Origin of the sequence: Streptomyces sp. NPDC050619, from assembly GCF_040654815.1 — a bacterium.
In the GTDB taxonomy this organism is placed as follows: domain Bacteria; phylum Actinomycetota; class Actinomycetes; order Streptomycetales; family Streptomycetaceae; genus Streptomyces.
Genome location: NZ_JBFAIR010000012.1, coordinates 65,364 through 89,131, shown reverse-complemented (window position 1 = coordinate 89,131; position 23,768 = coordinate 65,364). Strand labels below are relative to the sequence as shown.

Annotated in this window: 5 protein-coding genes; all 5 read left to right on the top strand. The window is 73.3% G+C overall.

Annotated elements, in window-relative coordinates; all coding sequences use genetic code 11:
- Nucleotides 1–233 precede the first annotated feature (233 nt).
- The 5 genes from AB0I77_RS20900 to AB0I77_RS20880 are packed head-to-tail and all read left to right on the top strand — an operon-like array spanning nt 234 to nt 23,711.
- Complete coding sequence (locus tag AB0I77_RS20900; RefSeq protein WP_363284120.1) at nt 234–803, top strand: hypothetical protein; 570 nt, start codon at nt 234–236, stop codon at nt 801–803.
- A complete protein-coding gene (locus AB0I77_RS20895) occupies nt 800–15,742 on the top strand; it encodes an SDR family NAD(P)-dependent oxidoreductase (RefSeq protein ID WP_363284118.1) in 14,943 nt (4,980 codons plus the stop codon). The genes AB0I77_RS20900 and AB0I77_RS20895 overlap by 4 nt, the downstream gene beginning before the upstream one ends.
- Nucleotides 15,739–19,977: an amino acid adenylation domain-containing protein gene (locus tag AB0I77_RS20890; protein ID WP_363284117.1), complete on the top strand. Its 4,239-nt coding sequence runs from the start codon at nt 15,739–15,741 to the stop codon at nt 19,975–19,977. The genes AB0I77_RS20895 and AB0I77_RS20890 overlap by 4 nt, the downstream gene beginning before the upstream one ends.
- A gap of 45 nt (nt 19,978–20,022) precedes the next feature.
- On the top strand, nt 20,023–21,159 hold the full coding sequence (locus tag AB0I77_RS20885) for an OzmP (RefSeq protein WP_363284116.1): 1,137 nt from the start codon (nt 20,023–20,025) through the stop codon (nt 21,157–21,159).
- A gap of 11 nt (nt 21,160–21,170) precedes the next feature.
- Nucleotides 21,171–23,711, top strand: a complete 2,541-nt coding sequence (locus AB0I77_RS20880) for a beta-ketoacyl synthase N-terminal-like domain-containing protein (protein WP_363284115.1) — start codon at nt 21,171–21,173, stop codon at nt 23,709–23,711.
- Nucleotides 23,712–23,768: the final 57 nt, after the last annotated feature.

The window sequence follows — 23,768 nt, the reverse complement described above, 5'->3', positions numbered from 1 at the left end:
GGGGCATCGTTCACGACAGTCGGGGTCAACGACCCAGCACCCTACTGTTTCGGATCAACAACTCCCGGGCTCGCCTTTAAACCCACCTGAATGAGTAGCTTCTCACCGAGGAAACGTCGGCGGCTCTACTCGGTTGGGTGGTGACGGCCGAAGCGCCCGTGACGACTCTTGAAACCACAGCTGAGGTGGGCCCGCGCCATGGGAGGGCCACCGTGGTGTGGGAGGTACTGCGAGTGTCGTCGACTGCCGCCGTGCACGGTGGCCTTGCGTATCCGGTGGTCCCCTCCGCCGGAACGGTCCGAGCGCTGGACGCCGTCACCTCCGAGTTCGCCCATCGGCTGCGCGGGCTCCTGGCGTCCGAACTCGCCGACGCTGTCCGCACGTTGGACCCGGGACCCAGGAGCCGCCGGTACCGGCTCGCCGACGGGTGCCCCGGCCCGGGACGGGCGTCCCGGGCACGGACGGAACGGTTCGTGGGCGGCTCCGTGTGCGACGGCGCCACCCGCTCCGGGACCTGCCTCGCGGTGGTGCTCCCCTTCGGCCTGCCCGGCCACGGGCGGCGGTCGGCGGAGCTCCGGTTCCCACGGCATGTGGCAAGCAACCTCCGGATGCCCGGCCGGGGCGCCGGTGCCGCTGCGTACCTGACCCTGCTGCCGGCCTTCGCCGTGCTGCTCGGCAGCCACACCGACGAGCGCGAGCCGGTCATCAGCCGTCACCGCGGCAGCACCACCGGGTGCCGGTACCAGAGCCACCGCCCGCCCGCACCGGGACGGGCACACGGAAGAGGGAGAGCGGGCCAGTGAGCAGCCACGAGGTCCACGAGGTCCACGAAGTCCAGGCAGCCGAGACGGATGTCGCGATCATCGGTATGGCGGGGCGTTTCCCCGGCGCCGACGACGTGGACTCCTTCTGGCGTCTGCTGAGAGAGGGCCGCGAGGGCATCACCCGCTTCGGCCGGGAGGAACTGGCGGAAGCCGGGGTGCCCCCTCGGCTGCTGGACGACCCGGCTTACGTGCCGGCCCACGGGATCATCCCGGACGTAGACCTGTTCGACACCGGGTACTTCCAGTTCACGCCGGCCGAGGCCGCGGTGACCGACCCGCAGCACCGCGTCCTGCTGACGTCCGGTCACGCCGCGCTGGAGCACGCCGGCTACGACCCGGGCCGCTACGACGGGCTGATCAGCGTCTACGCCGGAGCGGCGGTCAACACCTACCTCCAGCAGCACGTCCTGCCCAACGTCGACCAGACCGCCACCTCCAGCCACTTCGCGGTGATGGTCGGCAACGACAAGGACTACCTGGCCACCCGGCTGTCGTACAAGCTCGACCTCAAGGGTCCCAGCTACTCCGTCCAGACGGCCTGCTCCACCTCCCTCGTCGCCATCCACCTGGCCTGCCAGGGCCTGGTCAACGGCGAGTGCGACATGGCGCTGGCGGGCGGTGTCACCGTCAAGGTGCCGCAGGCGAAGGGGTACTTGTACGAGGAGGGCGCGATCCTGTCCGAGGACGGGTACGTGCGCACCTTCGACGCCGACGCCAGCGGCACCGTGGTCGGCAACGGCGTGGGCGTGGTGGTCCTGAAGCTCCTGCGGGACGCGATCGACGACCGGGACACCATCCACGCGGTCATCAAGGGCACGGCGACCAACAACGACGGCTCCGAGAAAGTCAGCTTCGCCGCCCCCGGCGCCGCCGGGCAGACCGCGGTCATTCGCGAGGCGCACGCCGTCTCCGGCGTCGACCCGCGCTCCATCGGGTACGTCGAGGCGCACGGCACCGCCACCCGGCTCGGCGACCCGGTCGAGGTCTCGGCGCTCACCCGGGCGTTCCGGGAGGCCACCGGCGACACCGGCTTCTGCGCCATCGGCTCGGTGAAGTCCAACATCGGCCACCTGGACGCGGCGGCCGGTGTCGCGGGCGTGATCAAGACCGTGCTGATGATGAAACACCGGACGCTGGTGCCGACCGTCAACCACCGCACCCCCAACCCGGCCATCGACTTCGCGGCCGGCCCCTTCAAGGTCAGCACGGACACCGTGCCCTGGACCGCGGAGGGTCCGCTGCGTGCGGGGGTCAGCTCCTTCGGCATCGGCGGCACCAACGCACACGCCGTCCTCCAGGAGGCTCCGCCCGCTCCGGTCACCGGGGACTCGCGCCCCTCGCAGGTGCTGGTGGTGTCCGCCCGTACGGCGACCGCACTGGCCACGGCCGCCGCGAACCTGGCCGACCACCTCGTCGATCACCTCGACGGCGACGCCCCGGTCGCCCTTGCCGATGTCGCCCACACACTGGCCGTGGGCCGCCGCGCCCACGACTACCGCCTCGCCGTCACCGGCTCCGACGGCGCTGCCCTCGCCCGGGCCCTGCGCGAGGCCCCGGTCCCCGAGCGGCCCGGCACCGGTGAGGTGTCGTTCGTCTTCGCCGAGGACGTCCCGGACGCGGTGCGGCTGGCCGAGGAGTGGGGCGCCGCCGAGCCCGCCTTCACCGGGTACTACGAGGCCGCGCTCGCCGCCGGTGCCGGGCAACCGGGCGAGCGGGGGCCGGCGTTCGCCGTGCAGTACGCGCTCGGCAAGCTCTGGCTCGACTGGGGCATCACACCGGTCGCGGTGCACGGTGACGGACTCGCGGCCCGGCTCGCCGCCTGTGTCACCGGCGCGCTGCCGCTCAAGGACGCGTTGACCGGAGAGGGCGAGATGCGGCCCGCCCGTAGTTCGCGCATCCCGGTACGCGGCGCCCACGACGAGGTGCGCGGGGTCGCCCTCGGCGTGACCGACGGGCCGTTGGACGGGGTGGCACGCGCCTGGCAGGCGGGTGCGGCCGTCGACTGGGCGGCCTGGTTCGAGGGCGAGGAGCGCGGGCGCGTCCCCCTGCCGACGTACCCCTTCGAGGGCCGCCGCTGCTGGCTGACCGGCCCGGGCGTCACCACCGCCCCCGCAGGTCAGGGCGTCGCCCCGGACATCGCCACTCCCGCAGGTCAGGGCGTCGCCCCGGACATCGCCACCCCCGCAGGTCAGGGCGTCGGACCGGACATCGCCACCCCCGCCGGACAAGTCACCGGCCCGGACATCGCCGACCCCGCCGGACAGGGCACCGGCCCCGGCCCGCACCCCCTGCTGGACGAGAACGTCTCCACCCTGGACACCGTCGCCTACCGCAGCTCCCGCACCGGCACCGAGTTCTACCTTGCCGACCACCGGGTCGGCGCCGAGCCGGTCCTGCCCGCGGCCGGGCAACTGGAGCTGGTCCGGGCGGCGGGCGAACTCGCACTCGGCGCACCGGTCCGGCTGCGCGGCATCTCCTTCGAACAACTGCTGTCCTACGCCTCCGGGCCGCGCACCGCGCTGGTCCAGCTGTGGCACGAGCGCGACGCCGTCGGCTTCGAACTCACCGCCGACGAGCAGGTGGTCACGGCCGGCGAGATCCACCCCTCGGGGGTCGCGCGGCCCGCCCCGGTGGACCTGGCGGCCGTCGCCGCCCGTTGCACCGAACCGGTCGCCCACACCGACTGCTACCACACCCTGCGCGCCCACGGTCTGGACTACGGCCCCCGGATGCGGGCGCTCACCGAGGTCCACCTCGGCGACGGGGAGGCCCTGGGCACTCTGGACCTGCCCGACGGCGCCTCCCTCGACGGCGCGGTGCTCAACCCCGCCCTCCTGGACGGCGCCCTGCACGCCCTGGTCGTCCTGCTCGCCCGCGCCTACGGCGACACGGCCGACGGCTTCCTGCCCCTGGCCCTGGGCGACCTCACCGTGCACGCCCCCGTCACCGGGCCCTGCCGCGTCCACGTGGTGGCCGGCCGGCTGGGCGACCGGACCGCGCACGCCGACCTGACCCTCGTGGACGCCCACGGCCAGGTGCTGGCCCGCCTGGACGACCTCGCCGTGCGCGTCCTCAGCGAAATCGGCGAAATCGGCGAAATCGGCGAGGTCCACGAGTCGGCCCTGCTGGTCCGCCGCTGGACCGACGCGCCCGGCGAGCACACCGGCGCCCCGATCGGCACCACAGCCACCGTCGTCGCCGACCGGGCCCGTCACGAGCAGCTCGCCGGTCACCTGGCCCCGCTGGGGGTCGACACCGTCACCCAGGACCTCGACCCCAGCACCGCGCCGGACGTCGTGCTCGTCGACGAACCGACGCCCGAGCAGGCGCTGCACGTCGTCCAGCGGCTCCTCGCCGCCCGCCCCACGGCGCCCGTGCGCGTGCTCCTGCTCCACCGCCACGGCACCGACGGCCCCCGGCCCGAGCGCGCCGCCCTGGCCGCGTTCGCCCGGACCGTCCGGGTGGAGAACCCTCTCCTCGCCGTCCAGGCCGTCGGCCTCGCCGAGGGCGTGGCCGAGGCCGACGCGCTCGCCGCGGAGCTGTCCGGCCACGGCCGTGACCCGGAAGTCGCGCACACCCCGCAGGGCCGCCGCGTGCCCAAGGCCGAGCCCGCCCCGGTCGCCGGGCCGGTCCCCGTCCGCGACGGCGGGGTGTACGTCGTCACGGGCGGCGCGGGCGGACTCGGCCGGGCCGTCGCCGACTGGCTGCTCGCCCGGGCCGACGCCCGCGTGGTGCTGCTGGGCCGAAGCGAACGGCCGACCGCCGACCTCGACGCCAAGGTGACCTACCGCAGCGTCGACGTGTCCGACCCCGACGCCGTCAGGAAGCAACTGTCCTTGATACGTGCGGAGTTCGGTCCGCTGAACGGCGTCGTCCACGCGGCGGGCGTGCTGCGCGACGGCTTCGCCCTCACCAAGTCCGAAGAGGACTTCGCGGCCGTCCTGGCCCCCAAGGTGGCCGGTCTGCGTGCCCTGGACGCGGCCACCGCCGACGACCCGCTGGACTTCTTCGTCGCCTTCTCGTCCATCGCCGCCCACATCGGCAGCGCCGGACAGACCGACTACGCGTACGCCAACGCCTACCTGGAGGCCTACGCCGAGCGGCACGGCCGTATCACCGCGATCGCCTGGCCGATGTGGGCCGACGGTGGTATGCGCCAGAGCGCCGAGGCCGCCACGGACATCGCCGCCCGCACCGGTTTCGGTGTCCTGCCCACGCCGACGGGCCTCGCCCTGTTCGAGCGCGCCCTCGGCGTGTCCGGCGCGCTCGTCGCCGCCTACGGAGACGTCCCGAAGATCACCACCGCGCTCACCGCGCCCGTCCCCCAGGCGGCCCGCCCAGCCGTCCCCTCCACCGTCGAGGGCGTCGAGGGCGACGCCCCGCGCACCCGGGCCCTGCGGCTGCTGCGCGAGCTGATCGCCGCCGAGACGGGGCTGGACGCGGCCGAGATGGCCGAGAACGACCCGTTCGACCGGTACGGCATCGACTCGCTGATGATCGCCAAGCTCAACCGCGAGCTGGACCGGCACTTCGAGAACCTGTCCAAGACCCTGTTCTTCGAGTACACCACCCTGGGTGAACTCGCCGACTACTTCGCCGAGCACCACCCGGGCGAGCCGATCGGCGGCGACCCGATCGGCGGCGACCCGGCCGACGCACCGGTGACGCCCACAGCCGTGGCCCACAGCTCCCGCCCGGAGCGCACCGTCCGTCGTACCCGGTACACGGCTCCCAAAGAGACCACCGAGACCACCGAGACCACCGACGACGGGGCGCCCGCCGAGGACGACGAGGCGATCGCCGTCATCGGCCTGGCCGGCCGCTACCCGGAAGCCGACGACCTCGACGAGTTCTGGGCCAACCTGTCCGCGGGCAGCGACTGCGTCACCGAGATCCCCGCCGACCGCTGGGACAGCACCCGCTGGTACGACCCCGATCCCGCGGCGCCCGGCCTCGCCCATACCCGGTGGGGCGGTTTCCTGCGCGACGTCGACCGCTTCGACCCGCTCTTCTTCGGTATCTCCCCGCGCCAGGCGGAACTGATGGACCCCCAGGAGCGGTTGTTCCTCCAGAACGCCTGGCACGTCCTGGAGGACGCCGGCCATCGCCGCGGCGACCTGTCCGGGCGGCGCGTCGGCGTGTACGTCGGCGTGATGTACGGCGAGTACCAGTTCCACGGCGCGCTGGACGCCCTGCGCGGCGGCCGGCCGCTCACCGGCTCGTCCTTCGCCACCATCGCCAACCGGGTCAGCCACGCCCTGAACCTCTCCGGCCCGAGCATGGCGCTGGACACCATGTGCTCCTCCTCGCTCACCGCGATCCACCTGGCGTGCGAGAGCCTGCGCCGGGGTGAGAGCGAGCTGGCGCTCGCCGGTGGCGTCAACGTCTCCGTGCACCCGTACAAGTTCGCCTTCCTCAGCCAGGGCCGCTTCCTCTCCTCCGACGGCCGCTGCCGCTCCTTCGGCACGGGCGGCGACGGCTATGTGCCCGGAGAGGGCGTCGGCGCCGTCCTGCTCAAGCCCTACCGGCAGGCACTGGCCGACGGCGACCGCATCCACGGCGTGATCCGGGGCAGCGCCGTCAACCACGGCGCCCGCACCAACGGCTACAGCGTGCCCAACCCGCGCGCCCAGCAGCGGGTGATCACCGCCGCGATGGAACAGGCGGGCGTCACTTCGCGGGACATCGGCTACGTCGAGGCACACGGCACCGGCACCGCGCTCGGCGACCCGATCGAGCTGACCGGCCTGACCCATGCCTACGGCCCGGACGGGACCACGCCCGGCACCGTGCCGATCGGCTCGGTCAAGTCCAACATCGGGCACCTGGAGTCCGCGGCCGGCATCGCCGGACTGACCAAGGTGCTGCTCCAGTTCCGGCACCGCACGCTGGTGCCCTCGCTGCACTCGGCCGAGCTGAACCCCAACATCGACTTCGAGCGCTCCCCGTTCCGCGTCCAGCGCGAACTGTCCGCCTGGCCCGACGGGGACCGACCGCGCCACGCCGGACTCAGCTCCTTCGGCGCGGGCGGCGCCAACGCGCACCTGGTCCTTCAGGAGTCGCCGCGCCCCGAACCGGTCACCGACGTACCGGCGGGCGAGCAGCGCGCCGACGAGCCTGTGCTGTTCCTGTTGTCCGCTCGCGACGAGGAGCGGCTGCGTGCCTATGCCGAGGGGGCCGCACGCTTCCTGACGACCGAACGGGTGCCGCTCACCGACCTGTGCTTCACCAGCCAGGTGGGCCGCGAAGCCCTCGACACCCGGCTCGCGGTGCTGGTCACCGACGGCAGCGAACTCGTCGCCGCTCTGCGCCGGTTCGCCGACGGCGGGCCCGCGCCCGAGCTCGCCGACGGCGGCCCGCCGGCCGAGATGGCCCGCCGCTGGCTCGGGGGCGCCGACGTGGACTGGGCCGCCTGGCACGCCGGCCGGCCGGGGCCCACCCCGCGCCGGGTGCGCGCCCCGCAGTACCCGTTCGCCGCCGAGCGCTACTGGATTCCGCTCGACCCCGACCTGGGCACGGCCGCACCGCATCCGCTGGTCGACGCCAACGAGTCCACCGTCACCGAGGTCCGCTTCCGCAAGACGCTGCGCGCTCACCACCCGTTGCTGCGCGACCACGTGATCGAGGGCCGGCCGCTGCTCGCGGGCGCGGCGACCCTGGAGTTCGTCCGCGCCGCCGCCGCGCTCGCCGAGCCGGACATCCGGCACGCGCTGCGCGAGGTGGTGTGGGGGCGAGCTGTCGAACTCGCCGACGGTGAACTGGAGTTGTACGTCTCCTTCCGCCCGAACGAGGACGGCACCGGCACCGGCCTGGCCTTCGAGGTGTACAGCGGGACCGGTGCCGCGCGCATCACCCACGCCCGGGGCACCGCTGTCCCGGCCCCCGCCGCCCCGCCGGCCGCCGAGGATCTCGCCGCGCTGCGCGCCCGGCTCGCCGTCGTACGCGAGGGGCCCGCCGCCTACCGCGACTACGAGAGCGCCGGATTCGCCTACGGCCCTTCCTTCCAGGTCATCGACGAGATCCGGGTCGGCACCGGCGAGGCGCTGGTCCGGCTGAGCGCCGGCTCAGCAACCGGTACAACCGCTATGGAGCTGCCGCCGGCGCTCCTCGACGGCGCTCTGCGGGCCTGTCACTGGAGCGGCCGGTCCGCCGCACCGCGCCCCGGTGAACTCGCCGTCCCCTTCAGCCTCGGCGCCCTGGACGTCTTCGCCGAGCTGCCCGGCGTCTGCCACGCGCACGCCCGGCTGGCCGGCGAGTCGGCGGGCGTGCGCCGCTTCGATCTGACCGTGTACGACGACGAGGGCCACGTACTGGCCACGGCGCGGGACTTCGCCGGGCGCACGCCGTCGACGTCGAGCGTGCCGTCGGCGTCGAGCGCGCCGACTCGGGCAACTGCGGCGGTCGCGTCGACCGAATCGACCGGGCGAACCGACCGAACCGCGCAGGGCGCGCCGCCTGCGCCGGCCGAACCGGCTCCCGCCCCTGGCGAAGCACGTCTCTACGAGCCGTACTGGCGGCCCGCCGCCACCCCGGAGCCGGGCAGCGCCGCCGGGACTCTCGCCCTGCTCGGCCGGCACCCGGAGCTTCAGGCCGCGCTGGCCGCGACCGGTGTGTGGTCGCGCGTCGTCACCGTCGGCGAGGACACCGCAGCCCTCGCCTCCCTTGCCGGGGAGGACGGGCTCGACCTCGTCGCCGTCGGCGGTCTCACCGACGCCGAGGCGGGCGGCACCTCCCCGGCCGACCTCCTCGACCGCGCCTGCGTCCCCGTGCTGGACGTGCTGGACTCGGTCCGTTCCGGAGCGCTGCCGGGCCGCGTCCGGTGCCTGGTGGTCCACCCGCAGGACGACGGCAGGGACCGGCCCCACTGGGCCGCCTTGGCGGGGTTCGCCCGCTCCACGGCCCCGGCCGCGCCCCGCCTCGAACTGCTCACTCTGGGCGTCGACGCCGTGGCCCCGGCCGTCGAGGTCGCCCGGGCCATGGCGGCCGAACTGCGCGCAGCGCCCCGCGCCGCCGGTCTTGAGGTCCGCCGTACCGCCTCGGGGGAGCGGGAGGTGCGGTCGCTGCGCCCGCTCGCCGAGACGGCTCCCCCGGTCGAACCTCCGCTGCGCCGGGGCGGCGTGTACGTCGTCACCGGCGGCACCGGTGCCATCGGTCGTGTGCTCGCCGAGTACCTGGCCCGCACCCACGCCGCCAAGCTGGTGCTGATCAGCCGCTCCGAGCCCGACGACGGCGCCCGCGCGTGGCACCGCACTCTCACCGGCCTCGGCGCCGAAGTGCTCGCCCTGCGCGCCGACGTGGCCCGCTCCGACGAACTCGACGCGGCCCTGTCCGCCGCCCGGGAGCGGTTCGGCGCGCTGCACGGCGTGTTCCACCTGGCGGGCGTCGCCGACGGGGGCGGGGCGGGCGGCGACCGGGAGGGGTTCGCCCGGCTGCTCGCGGCCAAGACGCACGGCCTGGTCAATCTGGACCGGCTGACCGGCGAGGACCCTCTCGACCTCTTCGTGATGTTCTCCTCCGTCTCCTCCCTCATCGGCGACTTCGGCGCGGCCGGCTATGCCACCGCCAACCGCTTCGCCGATCTCTTCACGGTGCTCAGGGACACCCGGGTGCGGCGGGGCGAGCGGCACGGCCGCAGTCTCTCCCTGGCCTGGCCGCTCTGGGCGGTCGGCGGGGTCGACGGGCTGGTCCGGGAGGAGGAACTGACCGCGTACACCCGCCGCAGCGGGATGCGGGCGCTGACCGCCGACCAGGGGCTGGACCTCTTCACGCGTTCCTTCGCCCCCGGCGCCTGCTGGCTCGTCCCCGCCTGGGGCGACCCGGCGGTCATGGACGCGGCCCTGACGGACGCGCCCGCGACTCCCGCGGCGCCGGCCCCGGTCGCGGCGCCCGCCGTCTCCGCCCTCCGGGACCGGCTGGTCGAGCACCTGCGCGGCGTCCTCGCGGGCGTGCTCAAGCTCCCCGTGGGACGCCTCGACAGCCGTGTCCCGCTGGACGACTACGGCCTGGACTCGGTCCTGGTGATGGAGTCCAACTCGCTGCTGGGCAAGGACTTCCCGGGCCTGCGCGGCACCGTCTTCTTCGAATACCGGACGGTCGACGACCTGGCCGGCCACGTCCTCGCCGAACACGCCGACGCGGTCGCCCGGCTGTTCCCGGCGGAGACCGAGCCGCGGCGGCAGGACACGGCTCCCGTGCCCGCACCCGTACCCGCCGCGGCCCCGCACACCCCGCCCGCCCGCCGCTCCGACGACGAGCCCATCGCCGTCATCGGCATCAGCGGTCGCTACCCCCAGGCCGACACCCTGGAGGAGTTCTGGCGCAACCTGGTCGAGGGCCGCGACTGCGTGAGCGAGGTCCCCGCCGACCGCTGGGACGCCGACGCCCTGTTCGACGCGGACCCGGCCGCGCCGGGCCGCAGCTACAGCCGCTGGGGCGGCTTCCTGTCGGACGTGGACTCGTTCGACTCGCTGTTCTTCCAGACAGCGCCCAAGCAGGCCCGCGCGATGGACCCGCAGGAGCGGCTCTTCCTCCAGACGGCCTGGTCGGCGCTGGAGAACGCCGGCTACCCGCCCTCCCGCATCCCGGCGCCCCGGTTCGGCGGCCAGGGCCATGACGCCGGAGTCTTCGTCGGCGTCATGTGGGACGACTACGCGATCCTCGGAGCCACGGAATCCGCGCGGGGCAACCACCAGGTGGTACTGGCCAACCGGTCCGCCATCGCCAACCACGTCTCCTACTTCGGGGACTTCCGCGGCCCGAGCGTGGTGGTGGACACCGCCTGTTCCGCCTCCCTGGTGGCCCTGCACCAGGCATGCGAGAGCATCCGCCGCGGTGAGTGCTCGTACGCCGTCGCGGGCGGGGTGAACGTCGCCGTCCACCCCGACAAGTACGTGCACCTCAGCCGTAAGACGATGCTGTCCGCCGACGGCCGCTGCCGTGCCTTCGGGGCGGGCGGCACGGGCTACGTGCCCGGCGAGGGCGTCGGCGCGGTGGTGCTCAAGCGGCTGTCGGACGCCGTCCGCGACGGCGACACCGTGCACGCCGTGATCCGTGCGAGCGCGGTCAACCACGGCGGTCGTACCAGCGGTTACACGGTGCCCAATCCGCAGGCCCAACGGGCCTTGGTGGAACAGGTACTGGACACCGCGGGCATCGACGCCCGCACCATCGGCTGCGTCGAGGCGCACGGCACCGGGACCGCCCTGGGCGACCCGATCGAGCACACCGCGCTGGCCCAGGCCTTCGCCCGGCATACCGACGACACCGGGTTCTGCGCGCTCGGCTCGGTGAAGTCCGCCATCGGCCACCTGGAGGGCGCCGCCGGCATCGCCGGGCTCACCAAGGCCGTCCTCCAACTTCGGCACGGCACCCTGCTGCCCACGCTGCACGCCGAGGAACCCAACCCCGTCATCGACTTCGACCGCTCGCCGTTCACCGTGCAGCGGGAGACGACGCCCTGGCCGCGCGCCCACGACGCCGACGGCCGCCCGCTGCCGCGCCGTGCCGCCGTCAGCTCCTTCGGCGCGGGCGGCACCAACGCGCACGTCATCGTGGAGGAATACCTGGCGCCCGAGCCCCCGCCCGCCGGGCCCGAGTCCGAGTCCGAGTCCGAGTCCGCGGAGCTGATCGTCCTTTCCGCCCGCGACGAGGACCGGCTGCGCGTCTACGCGGCCGACCTGGGCCGCGCCCTCGCCGCCGCCCCGGCCGGCCCGCGCCTCAGGGACGTCGCCCACACTCTGCGCGTGGGCCGCGAACCCTTCGCCGAGCGGCTGGCGTTCGTCGCCGCCGATCTCGCGGACGCGGCCGGCAAGCTCGCCGCCGTCGGACGCGGCGAGGGCGGCCAGTGGCTGCACCGGGGCCGCGTCGAACAGCATCCGCCGCTGGCCGATCTGCTGACCGAGGGGGCCGGTGCCGAGGACTTCCTGGCCGCCCAGATCGCCGCCGGCGCCGACGACCTCCTCGGCCGGCTGTGGGTGTCCGGCGTCACCGTCGACTGGGACCTCCTCGACCGCCTGCGTCCCGCCGGGCGCCGCCGGGTGCCCCTTCCGACGTATCCCTTCGAGCGGGTCCGGCACTGGCTCGACACCACGCCGCCGCCCGCCCCGAGGAAGAACGCCCCTGTGTGGCGGCGCGAACTCACCGCCGACGAGCCGGTGCTGCGCGACCACGTCGTGGACGGGCGGCCGGTCCTCCCGGGCGTCGGGCACCTGGACCTCGTCGCCGAGGCGAGCGGCGGGCTGACCGGTCGGGCCCTGAGGGACGTCCGCTGGGTCGTCCCGCTGGCCGTGACCGGCGACGAGGAGCCGGTCGCCGTGGCCTTCGACGGCGACCGGTACGAGGTCCGTGGCGCCGACGAGGTCATACGCTCCTACGGCCACCTCGCCGACGCCCCCGCCGAGCCCGCCCCTCTCGATGTGACCGCGCTGCGCGCCCGCCTGGAGGAGGGCCCCGACGAGGGCGCCTTCTACCGGGCGCTGGCCGGGCAAGGGCTGCCGTACGGGCCGTACTTCCGCCGCGTCCGGCAGGTGTGGACGGGCGTGGACGAGGTGCTCGGCCGGATCGGCGAGGCGGCGGGCCGGGACGACCCGGCGCACGCCCTGCACCCGGGCGTCCTGGACGCCGCCCTGCACACCGTCGCCGCCCTGCTGGTCCGCCGTCGTGGCGAGCGCGCCCGGCCGATGCTGCCGTTCGCGGCCGACCGCGTCGAGGTCTTCGGCCCGGTCCCGGCGACCGGCTGGTCGTACGTCCGGCAGACCGGGACCGACCGCTGGGATGTGCTGCTCTGCGACGACGCCGGCGCGGTACGGGTGCGGTTCGAGGGCCTGACCTACCGGGAGGCCAAGCCGTCCGCCGTGGTCGTGCACCGGCCGGTGTGGACCGCCCGGCCCGCCGACGGCCGTGCCGCGGCCGCCCGCGGCGTGCTCCTGGTCGGGGACCGGCTGGACGCCGAGCCCGCCACCGGTATCGCCCGCGCCCACCAGGACGCGGACGTACGGCGGCTGCCGATCGGTCCGGCCGGCCTCACCGACGCCGAACTCGACCGCGTCCTCGCCGGATCCGACGCGCCCGACCTCGTCTACTTCCTGGGTATGACGCCCGGGCCCGAGCCCGTCGACCGCGGCGAACTGCGTGCCCTGGCCGACCGCGGCCCCGTCGCCCTGTACCGCCTGGTGCGGGCCCTGGACCGGCACGGCGCGCTGGAACGCGAGGTGCGCCTGAAGGTCGTCACCACCGATGTCCACCCGCTGGAGGCCGGCGACGACTCCACCCCGTGGGCGGCCGGGATCGCGGGACTCGCGGCCGTCGCGGCCAAGGAGTTCTCCAATCTGAGCGTGGCGCTGGTCGACGTGCGCGCGGTGGAGGCCGAACTGGCCGTCGCCGCGATCGTGGCGGAGCCGTTCCCGGCCCGGCCGGTGCCGGTGTCGCTGCGGTCCGGCGTCCGTCGCGTGCGCACGCTGGAGCGGGTCGAACTGCCCGCCGCCGCGCCCCGGTTCCGCAGGGGCGGCGTCTACCTGGTGGTCGGCGGCCTCGGCGTCGTCGGCCGGGACACCTGCCGGCACCTGGCACGCGCCTACGGGGCGAAGCTGGTCGTGGTCGGCCGCTCCCCGCTCGACGAGGCCCGGCGGCAGACGATCGCGGAACTCGAGAAGGCGGGCGCCGAGGTCCGCCACCTCGCCGCCGACGCCACCGACCCGGCCGCGCTGCGGGAGGCCGTCGACCTCGCTGTGCGCGAGTTCGGCGCTCTGCACGGGGTGATCAACGCCGCGATGGAGCTGGTGAACCAGGTGCTGCGGGACCTGCCGGAGGTGGAGCTGCGGACCGCGCTCACGTCCAAGACCGACACAGCCTGGAGCCTGCTGCACGCGGTACGCGATGTGCCGCTGGACTTCGCGCTGTTCTACTCCTCCGGCGTGGTCTTCGAGGGCAACCACGGCCAGGCGGGCTACGCGGCCGGCTGCGCCTTCGCCGACGCCTACGCCCTGCACGCCGCCCGCACCCTGCCCTTCCCGGTACGGGTGCTCAACCTCGGCTACTGGCACGCGGGCGGTGACCGGGAGCGCGAACGGGTGCTGCGGCGTTTCGAGACCGCCGGCATCCGTGCGCTGACCGCCGAGCAGGGCATGACCATCGTCGAGCGGACCCTCGCCGCCGGGCTGCCCCAGGTGTTCGCCCTGGACGCCGACCGGCCCGTCCTGGACCACCTCGGCATCGACCCCGATCGCACTCTGAGGGTGCTCCCCGGCGGTACCTCCGGCCCGCTGCCCGAGGTCTCCTTCCCGGACGCGCCCGACCCCGACCACGAGTTGGTCGCGCACCAGCACGCGGCCCTCGAGGTGGAGCGCCTGGCGGAGCTCCTGTTGGCGTCGGTGCTGCACCGAGCAGGCCTGTTCGGTGCGGGCGAGGCCTCCCGGGAGGAACTCGCCGCCCGCCTGGGTGTGGTACCCGAGCACGCCGCGCTGTTCCAGGCACAGCTGGACATTCTCGCGGAGGCGGACTGGCTGACGGTCACGGACGGCGGCCGGGTCCGCCCGGCGGGCCGTACGGTCGAGCCCGAGGCCGAACTCGTGTCCGCCTTGGGCGAGTTGGCGGAACGTCATCCCCCCCTCGCGCCGGTCGTCGCACTCATGGGCGACTGCTTGACCGCGCTGCCCGACGTGCTCACCGGCCGCCGCCCCGCCATGGAGATCCTCTTCCCGGACGGCTCCGCCGAGCGCGTGGCAGCCGTCTACCGGGGCGACCCGGTCACCGACCGCTGCAACGCCGAGGTGGCGCGGCTCGTGGTCGAGCAGGTCCGGGCCCGCCGGGCCGCCGACCCCGCGACACCGCTGCGGATCCTGGAGGTCGGCGCCGGCACAGGCGGTACGACGGCGGCCGTGCTCGCCGCGCTCGCCCCTTACGGGGACTCGGTCGAATACGTCTTCACCGACATCTCCCAGGCTTTCGTCCGCAAGGCCAGGAGCCGCTTCGGCGCGGAGTACCCCTTCGCTCGCTTCGAGGTGCTGGACATCGAGGCCGACCCGGCCGGGCAGGGCCTCGCGCCCGGCACCCACGACGTGGTGCTCGGCACCAACGTCCTGCACGCCACCCGGCGGCTGTCCGACGCGCTGACCCGGGCCAAGTGGCTGCTGCGGCGGGGCGGGGCGCTGCTGCTCGTGGAGGGCACCCGGGTCCGGCACCAACTGGCGCTGATCTTCGGCCTGACGGCCGGCTGGTGGCTGTTCGCCGACTCCGAGCAGCGTATGCCCCGGTCCCCGCTGGCGAGTGAGCGGCAGTGGCGGGACGTGCTGGCGGCGTGCGGCTTCACGGACATCAGCGCGGCGGCGCCGACGACTCGGGCCGGAGCGGCCTTCCAGAGCGTCATCGCCGCCGTCAGCGACGGCGTGGTGCTCGTCGCCGGGCGGGACTCGGTGCCCGCCTCGACCCAAGTCCCCGCCTCCGCGCCGGCCCCCGCACCGGCTCCTGACGACGTGTCCCCGGTCTCCGCGGGGTCCCCGGACGACGCCCTTCACCAAGTGACGGAGGTCTTCGCCCGGGTCCTGGAGATGACCCCCGACCAGCTCGATCCCGACCTCACCTTCGAGACGTACGGCGTGGACTCGCTGGTCGTCCTGGAGCTGACCCGGGCCTTGGAATCGGTGTACGGACCGCAGCCGGCGACCCTCCTGTTCGAGCGGATCACCATCCGGCAACTGGCCGCACACTTCCGCACCCAGCCGCCCGCACCCACCAGCGAACCCGCCCCCATGCCCGCCCCCGATTCCGCGGAGCCCCGACCCTCCCCGGCCGACGACGTGGAGCGCCTGGTCGCGGCCCTACCCGACGCGGCCGTCGATGAACTGCTGGCCGAACTGCTCTCCCAGCACGGGGAGTCAACCGGTTCCGGCCCCGACACGAACGAAGCGAGCCGCCTGTCATGACGGCGAACCACACGGCACAGCCGTACGAGTCACCGCTCACCGCGCTCCAGCACGGGATGCTGTTGCACAGCCTCAGCGCCCCGGACGACGGCGTGTACGTGCAACAGAAGATCGTCACCCTGCGCCATGCCGTCGACGCGGCCGTGCTGCGACAGGCGCTCGACCAGCTGGTGGCTCGGCATCCGGTACTGCGCACCACCTTCGTACTGGACGACCCGTCCGCTCCCCGCCAGGTGGTCCACCCGCACGGCCGGGCCCGTCTGAGCGTCGATGACTGGCGCGGCGAGGCGGACTCGGACGGCCGCGTGCGCCGTTTTCTGCGCGAGGACGCCCGGCGGCCCTTCGCCTTCGCCGAGGAATCGCCGACGCGCTTCGCCCTGCTGCGCACCGGCCGGGTCGAGTACCGGCTGCTGTGGACTTCGCACCACGCGCTGATGGACGGCCGCTCCTACGCGCTGCTGCTGACCGAGCTGTTCGAGCTGTACGACGCCGCGCTCGAGGGCCGCCAGGCCGTGCTGACACCGCGGCCCGGGTTCGATGCGTACGTGCGCCGGATCGCCGAACAGGACCCCGCGCAGGGCGAGGCGTTCTGGCGGGAGTACCTGGACGGGGTCCGCAGCCGCACGCCGCTGGTGGTGACCGCCGCGCGCACCCTCGGGCCCGGCGAGGACGCCTTCGGCACCGTCCAGACGGAACTGGACGCGGACACGGTGAAAGCGGCCGCCGCGCTCGCCGAGCGGTGCGGCGGCACCCTCAACAACCTCGTCCAGGCCGCGTGGGCCCTGCTGCTCGGCAGCTACAGCGGCCGGAGCGAGGTGGTCTTCGGCGTCACCAAGTCCCGCAGGTCGTTCGCGCCCGAAGGCCGCGACATGGTGGGCCTGCTGATCAACACCCTGCCGCTGCGCGTGGTCCTCGACGCTTCGGCCACCGGAGCCGATCTGGTGCGTGCCCTGCGCGAGGGGTATCTCGCCCTGCGCCGCGGCGAGCACATCGAGCTGCCCCGTATCCACCAGCTCAGCGCCGTCCCGGACAGCTCCGCGCTGTTCGACAGTGTCGTCGTCTTCGAAAGCCGGACGGTCCAGGACGAGTTGCGGCAGCAGGGCGGAGCCTGGCAGAACCGCGACTTCCACCTTGAGGAACGCAGCAACTATCCGCTCACCCTCAGCGCCTACCAGGGCGAACGGCTGCTGCTCAAACTCGGCCACGACCGGCGGCAGTTGCCGGACACGGTCGCCCGGCAGGTATTGCATGACACGGTGACACTGCTCAGGGCGCTGATCGACGCACCCGCCCTGCCGACCGGAGACCTGTTCACCGAGACCGGCCCGGTCTCCGGCGCACTGGCCCGGCGCCGGGCGGCATGCCGACCCGACTCGGAGCGGCACTGGACCGAGCGTTCGGCCCGGCTGAACCGCCCGCAGGTGGACCACACAGGGCCTGCTCACGTAGTCCGGCTCGACACCCGGCACACGGCCGATCCGGAGCTGCTGCTCGCCGCCGTCCTGGCCTTCGCCTCCCGCGGCACCGAGGAGGAGGACACGGGCGTCGCCCTGCGCTGGCGGCACCTGGCGGCCTGCCCGCCCCACCCCGCGGTAGCGACCCACGTTCCGTTCCCCCTGCCGCGCATTGCCGACGGCCGGCCCTTCGCACGGATCCACGACGAGGTGCGGTCCCTCCTCCGGAGCGACGAGACGATGGGCGTCCCCGCCCGGGATCCGCAGACGGCGCGATGGCCCATCCGCATCGAACTGCACACCGGGCCCGACTGGGGCGGCACCACGTCACCGGACCTGGGCGGCACCGCGTCAGCCGACTCGGGCGGCGCCGCGACACCAGACCTGGACGGCACCGCGTCAGCCGACTCGGGCGCCACCCCGACACCAGACGTGGGCGGCGCCAGCTCACCTGTCCTGGACGGCACCCCGACACCAGACCAGGGCGCCACCGCCTCAGCCAACTCGGGCGCCACCCCGACACCAGACCAAGACGCCACCACGTCAGCCAACTCGGGCACCACCCCGACACCAGACCAAGACGCCACCACGTCAGCCAACTCGGGCACCACCCCGACACCAGACGTGGGCGGCGCCAGGTCACTTGTCCTGGACGGCACCACGTCACCCGCCTCGGACGCCACCCCGACACCAGACCAGGGCGCCACCGGCTTCCCCGGCCCGGTGACCAGTCTCGCGCCGACCCGGCTCGTGCGGATCGCCGAGGACGGAACGTGGGTGCGGTGGGAGGACCCCGACCCGGCAACGGCCGCGCGGTTCGCGGCCTTCCTCGACGCGGTGGCGGCCGACCCCCACCGGCCGGTGACCGAGGTGGCGGCGCTGACGTCCGACGAGCGCGAACGCGTGCTGGTGGAGTGGAACGACACCGCCGCCGACTACCCGTCCCAGCTCTGCGTGCACGAGCTCTTCACCCGCCAGGCCCGGCGCCGCCCCGACGCCGTCGCCGTCGCCTGCGGGGACCGGACGCTCACCTACCGGGAACTGGACGAGCGGTCCGACCGCCTCGCGGCCGAACTCGCCGCGCGCGGCGCCCTCCCCGGTGCGCTGGTGGGCGTGGCCCTGCGGCGCTCCCCGGAGCTGCTGGTCGGCCTGCTGGCGGTGCTGAAGTCGGGTGCCGCCTACGTCCCGCTCGACCCCGTGTACCCGCCGGAGCGCATCGCCGCCATGGCCGACGACGCGCAACTGCGGCTGGTGGTCACCGAGTCCGCGCTGCGGCCCACGCTGAGCGGTGTGCACGCCGACCTGCTGCTCCTTGACGAGGACCGCGAACGCCCGGCCGGCCGGCGCGCCCCGGTCGGTGCCGACGATCGGGCATACGTCATCTACACCTCGGGCTCCACCGGGCGCCCCAAGGGCGTGCAGATCGGGCATCGCGCGCTGACGAACTTCCTGTGCGCCATGGCCCGGCAATTCGAAGTCGCCGAGCACGACCGGCTGCTGGCCGTGACCACCGTGTGCTTCGACATCGCGGGACTGGAGCTGTACCTGCCACTGATCACCGGTGCGCGGGTGGAGATCGCGCCGGCCGAGACCGCCGCGGACGGCTTCGCCCTGCGGACCCTGCTGGAGCGGACTCGGCCCACCATGATGCAGGCCACGCCCGCCACCTGGCGCATGCTGCTCACCGCGGGCTGGGCGGGACATCCGGGCCTGAAGGCGCTGTGCGGAGGGGAGGCGCTGCCGTCGGACCTGGCCGAAGAACTTCTCGCCAGGGCCGGGGCACTGTGGAACCTGTACGGTCCCACCGAGACCACCATCTGGTCGACTGTCTGCCGCGTCGAACGCGGTGACCGGGTGACGATCGGACGTCCCCTGGCGAACACCAGCTGCTATGTGCTGGACCGCTTCGGTGAACCCGTCCCTCCGGGGACACCGGGAGAGCTGTACATCGGCGGGGACGGCGTGGCCCATGGATACCTCGGGCGGCCCGAGCTCACCGCCGAGCGGTTCGTCGAGGACCCCTGGCGAACCGCCGCGCCCGGCGGCGCGCGGATGTACCGGACCGGCGACCTCGTCCGCCATCTGCCCGACGGCCGGCTGGAGTACCTCAACCGCGTCGACAGCCAGGTCAAGCTGCACGGCTACCGCATCGAGCTGGGCGAGATCGAGCACCACCTGCGGGCCCGGCAGGGCATCCGGGAGGCGGTCTCGGTGGTCCGCGAGGACAGCCCCGGCGACCGCCGGCTCGTCGCCTACGTGGTGGCCGACCCCGGCACGGAACCGGACACCGCGGTACTGCGCGACGCGTTGCGCAGCGTGTTGCCGGGATACATGGTGCCCGCGGTCGTGGTCGCTCTGAACGAGGTCCCGCTCACCCCCAACGGCAAGGTCGACCGCAAGGCCCTGCCCGCCCCGGATCAGCCCGGACCGGACCGACCGGCCGCGCTCACGACCGACACCGAGCGGGCTGTCGCCACCGTCTGGCGCCGGGTGCTCGGCGTGCCCCTGATCGGCCCGCGCGACAACTTCTTCGACCTCGGCGGCAATTCACTGTTGCTGATGCACGTGGTCAAGGAGTTGCGGGACACGCTGGATCCGTCGGTCACCCGCGTCGACGTCTTCCGCTATCCCACCGTCGGCGACATGGCCCGCCATCTCGCCGCGCTACGGCGCGGCGAACGGCCGGCCGCCGCGGCCCGGCCGGCACGGCACCGGCGCGAGTCGCTGGAACGGCTGCGCGGCAGACGCACCCCGAGGGGAACGGGCCCCACCGCCACCTGACGACAGACGCCATCGGCGTACGAGCAACCCTGAAGGACAGGATTCATGGCCCACTGCGCCGTGTGCTCTCTCAAAGAGGGCCACCCCGGCATCACCCTGGACGAGAACCAGACCTGCAACCTGTGCAACCTCGAAGTGGCCGACGAACTGCTGGAGAACTTCACCTACACCAACCGGATCTTCGAGGAGTTCACCGCCGGCGGCCCCAACCTCGACGGCGAGTTCGACTGCCTGTTCATGTACAGCGGCGGCAAGGACAGCACGTACATGCTGGACAAGTTCGTCAACGAATACGGCAAGCGCGTCCTCGCCTACACCTTCGACATCCCCTTCGAGAGCGAGCACGCCGCCGACAACATCAGGCTGGCGAAGGAGAAGATCCCCGCGCATTTCGTGCTGGACTCCGACGAGGCCGGCATCACCACGATGATGCGCGACGTCTTCAACCGGCCCGCGCCGCAGAAGCCCGGAAAGTATCTCGACGAGAAACTGCCGTGCGTGTCCTGCCGGACATTCTTCGTCATCCGGGCCATCCTCCACGCGATCCGCAACAAGATCCCGTACATCGCTCTGTGCGCCGACCCGCAGCAGATCCTCACGATGGAGTCCAACGTCCGGGAGATCGTGCGCGGCTTCTACGAGACCTTCGGCCCCGAGCTGACCGGCCGGCTCTTCGGAGAGGAACTGGAGGACGTGCTGTTCGCCACGGATGACGAACTCCCGAAGATCGTCTTCCCGTTCATCGCGATGCGCTACGACTACGACCCCGATGTGATGGTGCGGGAACTGAAGGAGAAGGGCCTCTACCAGTCCTCGCCGCTGGAGACTCACTGCACTCTGTATCCCCTGCTGAACTACTACTCGTTCTCGAACTGGGGCTGCATGTTCTACAAGCTGAACGCCTCCAGTCACCTGCGCGCGGTGAAGAAGAACAAGAACTACGACCGCTCCACCTACAGCATCAAGTTCCCGCGCGCGGCGAACCTGCCGGACATCGAGCAGCGGCTGCAGGACATCATCTTCGACCTCGCCCACAGCGATGCCGACCCGCGGCGGCACGAGCCGGAACTGGTCGAGATATTCAGGGAACTGCACGGGGACGACAATGCGGCCCGCTTCGTGGCCCGCAGCTTTCTCGACATGCGCACGACGGCCACCCGCATGGGCATAAAGCTCGCCTGAAGGAGGCAGCGATGGACCAGCACGACGAGATCAGTGAATCCGACATCGCCATCGTCGGCATGGCTTGCCGCCTGCCGGGCGCGCCCTCCGTGGAGGCCTTCTGGCGCAATCTGCGGGAGGGCGTGGAGTCGACGACCTTCCTGTCCGACGAGGAACTGCTCGCCGCGGGCGTGAATCCGCAGCTCCTGGACGACCCGAGTTATGTCAGGGCGGCCCAAGTGCTGCCCGACGTCGACCAGTTCGACGCCGACCTCTTCCGGGTCACCGGCGACGAGGCGGAGATACTCGACCCGCAGCACCGGCAGTTCCTCGAATGCGCCCTGGAAGCGCTGGAGGATGCCGGATACGACCCCGGCGCGTACGACGGCGCCATCGGCGTGTACGCGGGCGCGGGCATGAACACGTACCTGCTGCACAACCTGCACGACCGCTACCGCGACGCCTCCGCCCTCGACGACTACCGGCTGATGCTCGCCAACGACAAGGACTTCCTGGCCACCCGGGTGTCCTACAAGCTGGACCTGCGGGGCCCCAGCCTCAGCGTGAACACCGCGTGCTCCACCTCACTGGTCGCCGTGCACACCGCCTGCCTCAGCCTGATCAGCGGCGACTGCGACGTGGCGCTGGCCGGGGCGGTGCACATCAAGGTGCCGCAGCGGCAGGGTTACCGCTACCAGGAAGGCATGATCCTCTCCCCGGACGGGCACTGCCGCGCCTTCGATGCCAAGGCGCAGGGCACCATCGTCGGGGACGGTGTCGGCGCGGTCGTCCTCAAGCGGCTGCGCAGCGCCGTCACCGACGGCGACTTCATCCACGCGGTCATCAAGGGCACCGCCGTCAACAACGACGGTGCGGCGAAGGCCGGTTACACCGCTCCGACCGTCGAGGGCCAGGCGGCCGTCATTCGCGACGCCCAGCAGATCGCCGACTGCCCGCCGCACACCATCGGATACGTCGAGGCACACGGCACGGGCACACCGCTCGGCGACCCCATCGAGGTGGCCGCGCTCAACACCGCGTTCACCGAGGACACCGGCGGCACCGAGGCGGTCGGCCGCTGCGCGATCGGCTCGGTGAAGACCAACATCGGCCATCTCGACGCCGCCGCGGGGATGGCGGGCCTGATCAAGACGTCGCTGATGCTGCGCCATGCCGAGCTGGTCCCCAGCCTGAACTTCGAGTCACCCAACCCGGAGATCGATTTCGACGCCGGGCCGTTCCACGTCGCCACCGAACTCACCGAGTGGCCCGCCGCCCACGGTGCGCCGCGCCGCGCCGGTGTCAGTTCCTTCGGGATCGGCGGCACCAACGCGCACGTCGTCCTGGAGGAGCCGCCGGCCCGCCCGGCACCGTCCCGGTCCCGTCCGGCCGAGCTGCTGGTGCTCTCGGCCCGCTCGCCGCAGACCCTGGAGCGGGCCATGGCCGACCTTGCCCGGCACCTGCGCAGGCATCCGGACCTTTCGCCCGCCGACGTGGCCAAGACCCTCGGTGTCGGCCGCCGTGGCCATCGTCACCGCTGCGCCGTGGTCTGCTCCGACTTGCGCGAGGCAGCCCTCGCCCTCGCCCTCGCCGACCGCAAGCAGCTGATCACCGGGGAGGCCGCGGACGACCGCCCCGACGTGGTCTACGCCGTGGCCGACCGGCTCGGTGACGGCGGCGCCCACGCCGTGGCGCTGCTGCGCGCACTGTCCGCCTACCGCACGGAACTCCAGGCAGTGACCGGCACGGACCCCGAAGCGCTGCTGGGTTCCGACGACGCGACGGCGGCCCTGGTCGCCCAGCTGGCCGCCGCCCGCCTGTTCACCGCGTGGGGTGTGCGGCCCGCCGCCGTGACCGGTGGCCCGGTGGCCCGGCTCGTCGGCGCCTGCCTGTCCGGGGCGCTCACCGTCCCGGAGGCACTGCGCCTGCTCGACACGGACCCGGCCGGCTGGACCGGCGTTCCGCAGACGCCCGCCGACGCTCCCGCGGACGCCCTGCTGCTGCGCCTCCAGCCCGACGGCACCGCTCCGCCCGGCCTGCACCGCACCGTGCACGACCTGGCGACGGTGTGGACCGCGGGAGCCGACGTCGACTGGGAGGCGTTCTACGGCGGCGAGCAGCGCTGCCGCGTCCCGCTTCCGCACTACCCGTTCGAGCACAAGCGCCACTGGGTCGAGCCGGAACACCGCCGCACTCCGCGGCGCGCACAGGAACCCGACACCCTGACCGAGCGGCTCGACGCGGCAGTCGGATACGAACGCGTCGACATCGTCACCGAGTTCGTGCAGCACGAGATCGCCAGGGTCCTGGGCGAGGGGGCCGATGGGCTCCCGGAGGACGACCGCAATCTGTTCGACATGGGCCTGGACTCGCTCATCCTGATCGACATCACCGTCCGCCTCGGCGACGCGCTGGGCGAGCAGGTGGAGGCGTCCGCGTTCATCGAGTACCCCACGATCCGCTCCTTCGTCGAGAACCTGGCCGTCGTCCTCGGCCTGGTCGAGAAGTCCCCGCCGAAGAAGGACGACGGCCGCACCTCGCGCCGCGCCGCGATGCGCCGCGCCCGGGCCTGACCGGCCGGTTCCCGCACGCGGAGACGGACGACGATTCGACACGTCGACGCCCCGGCC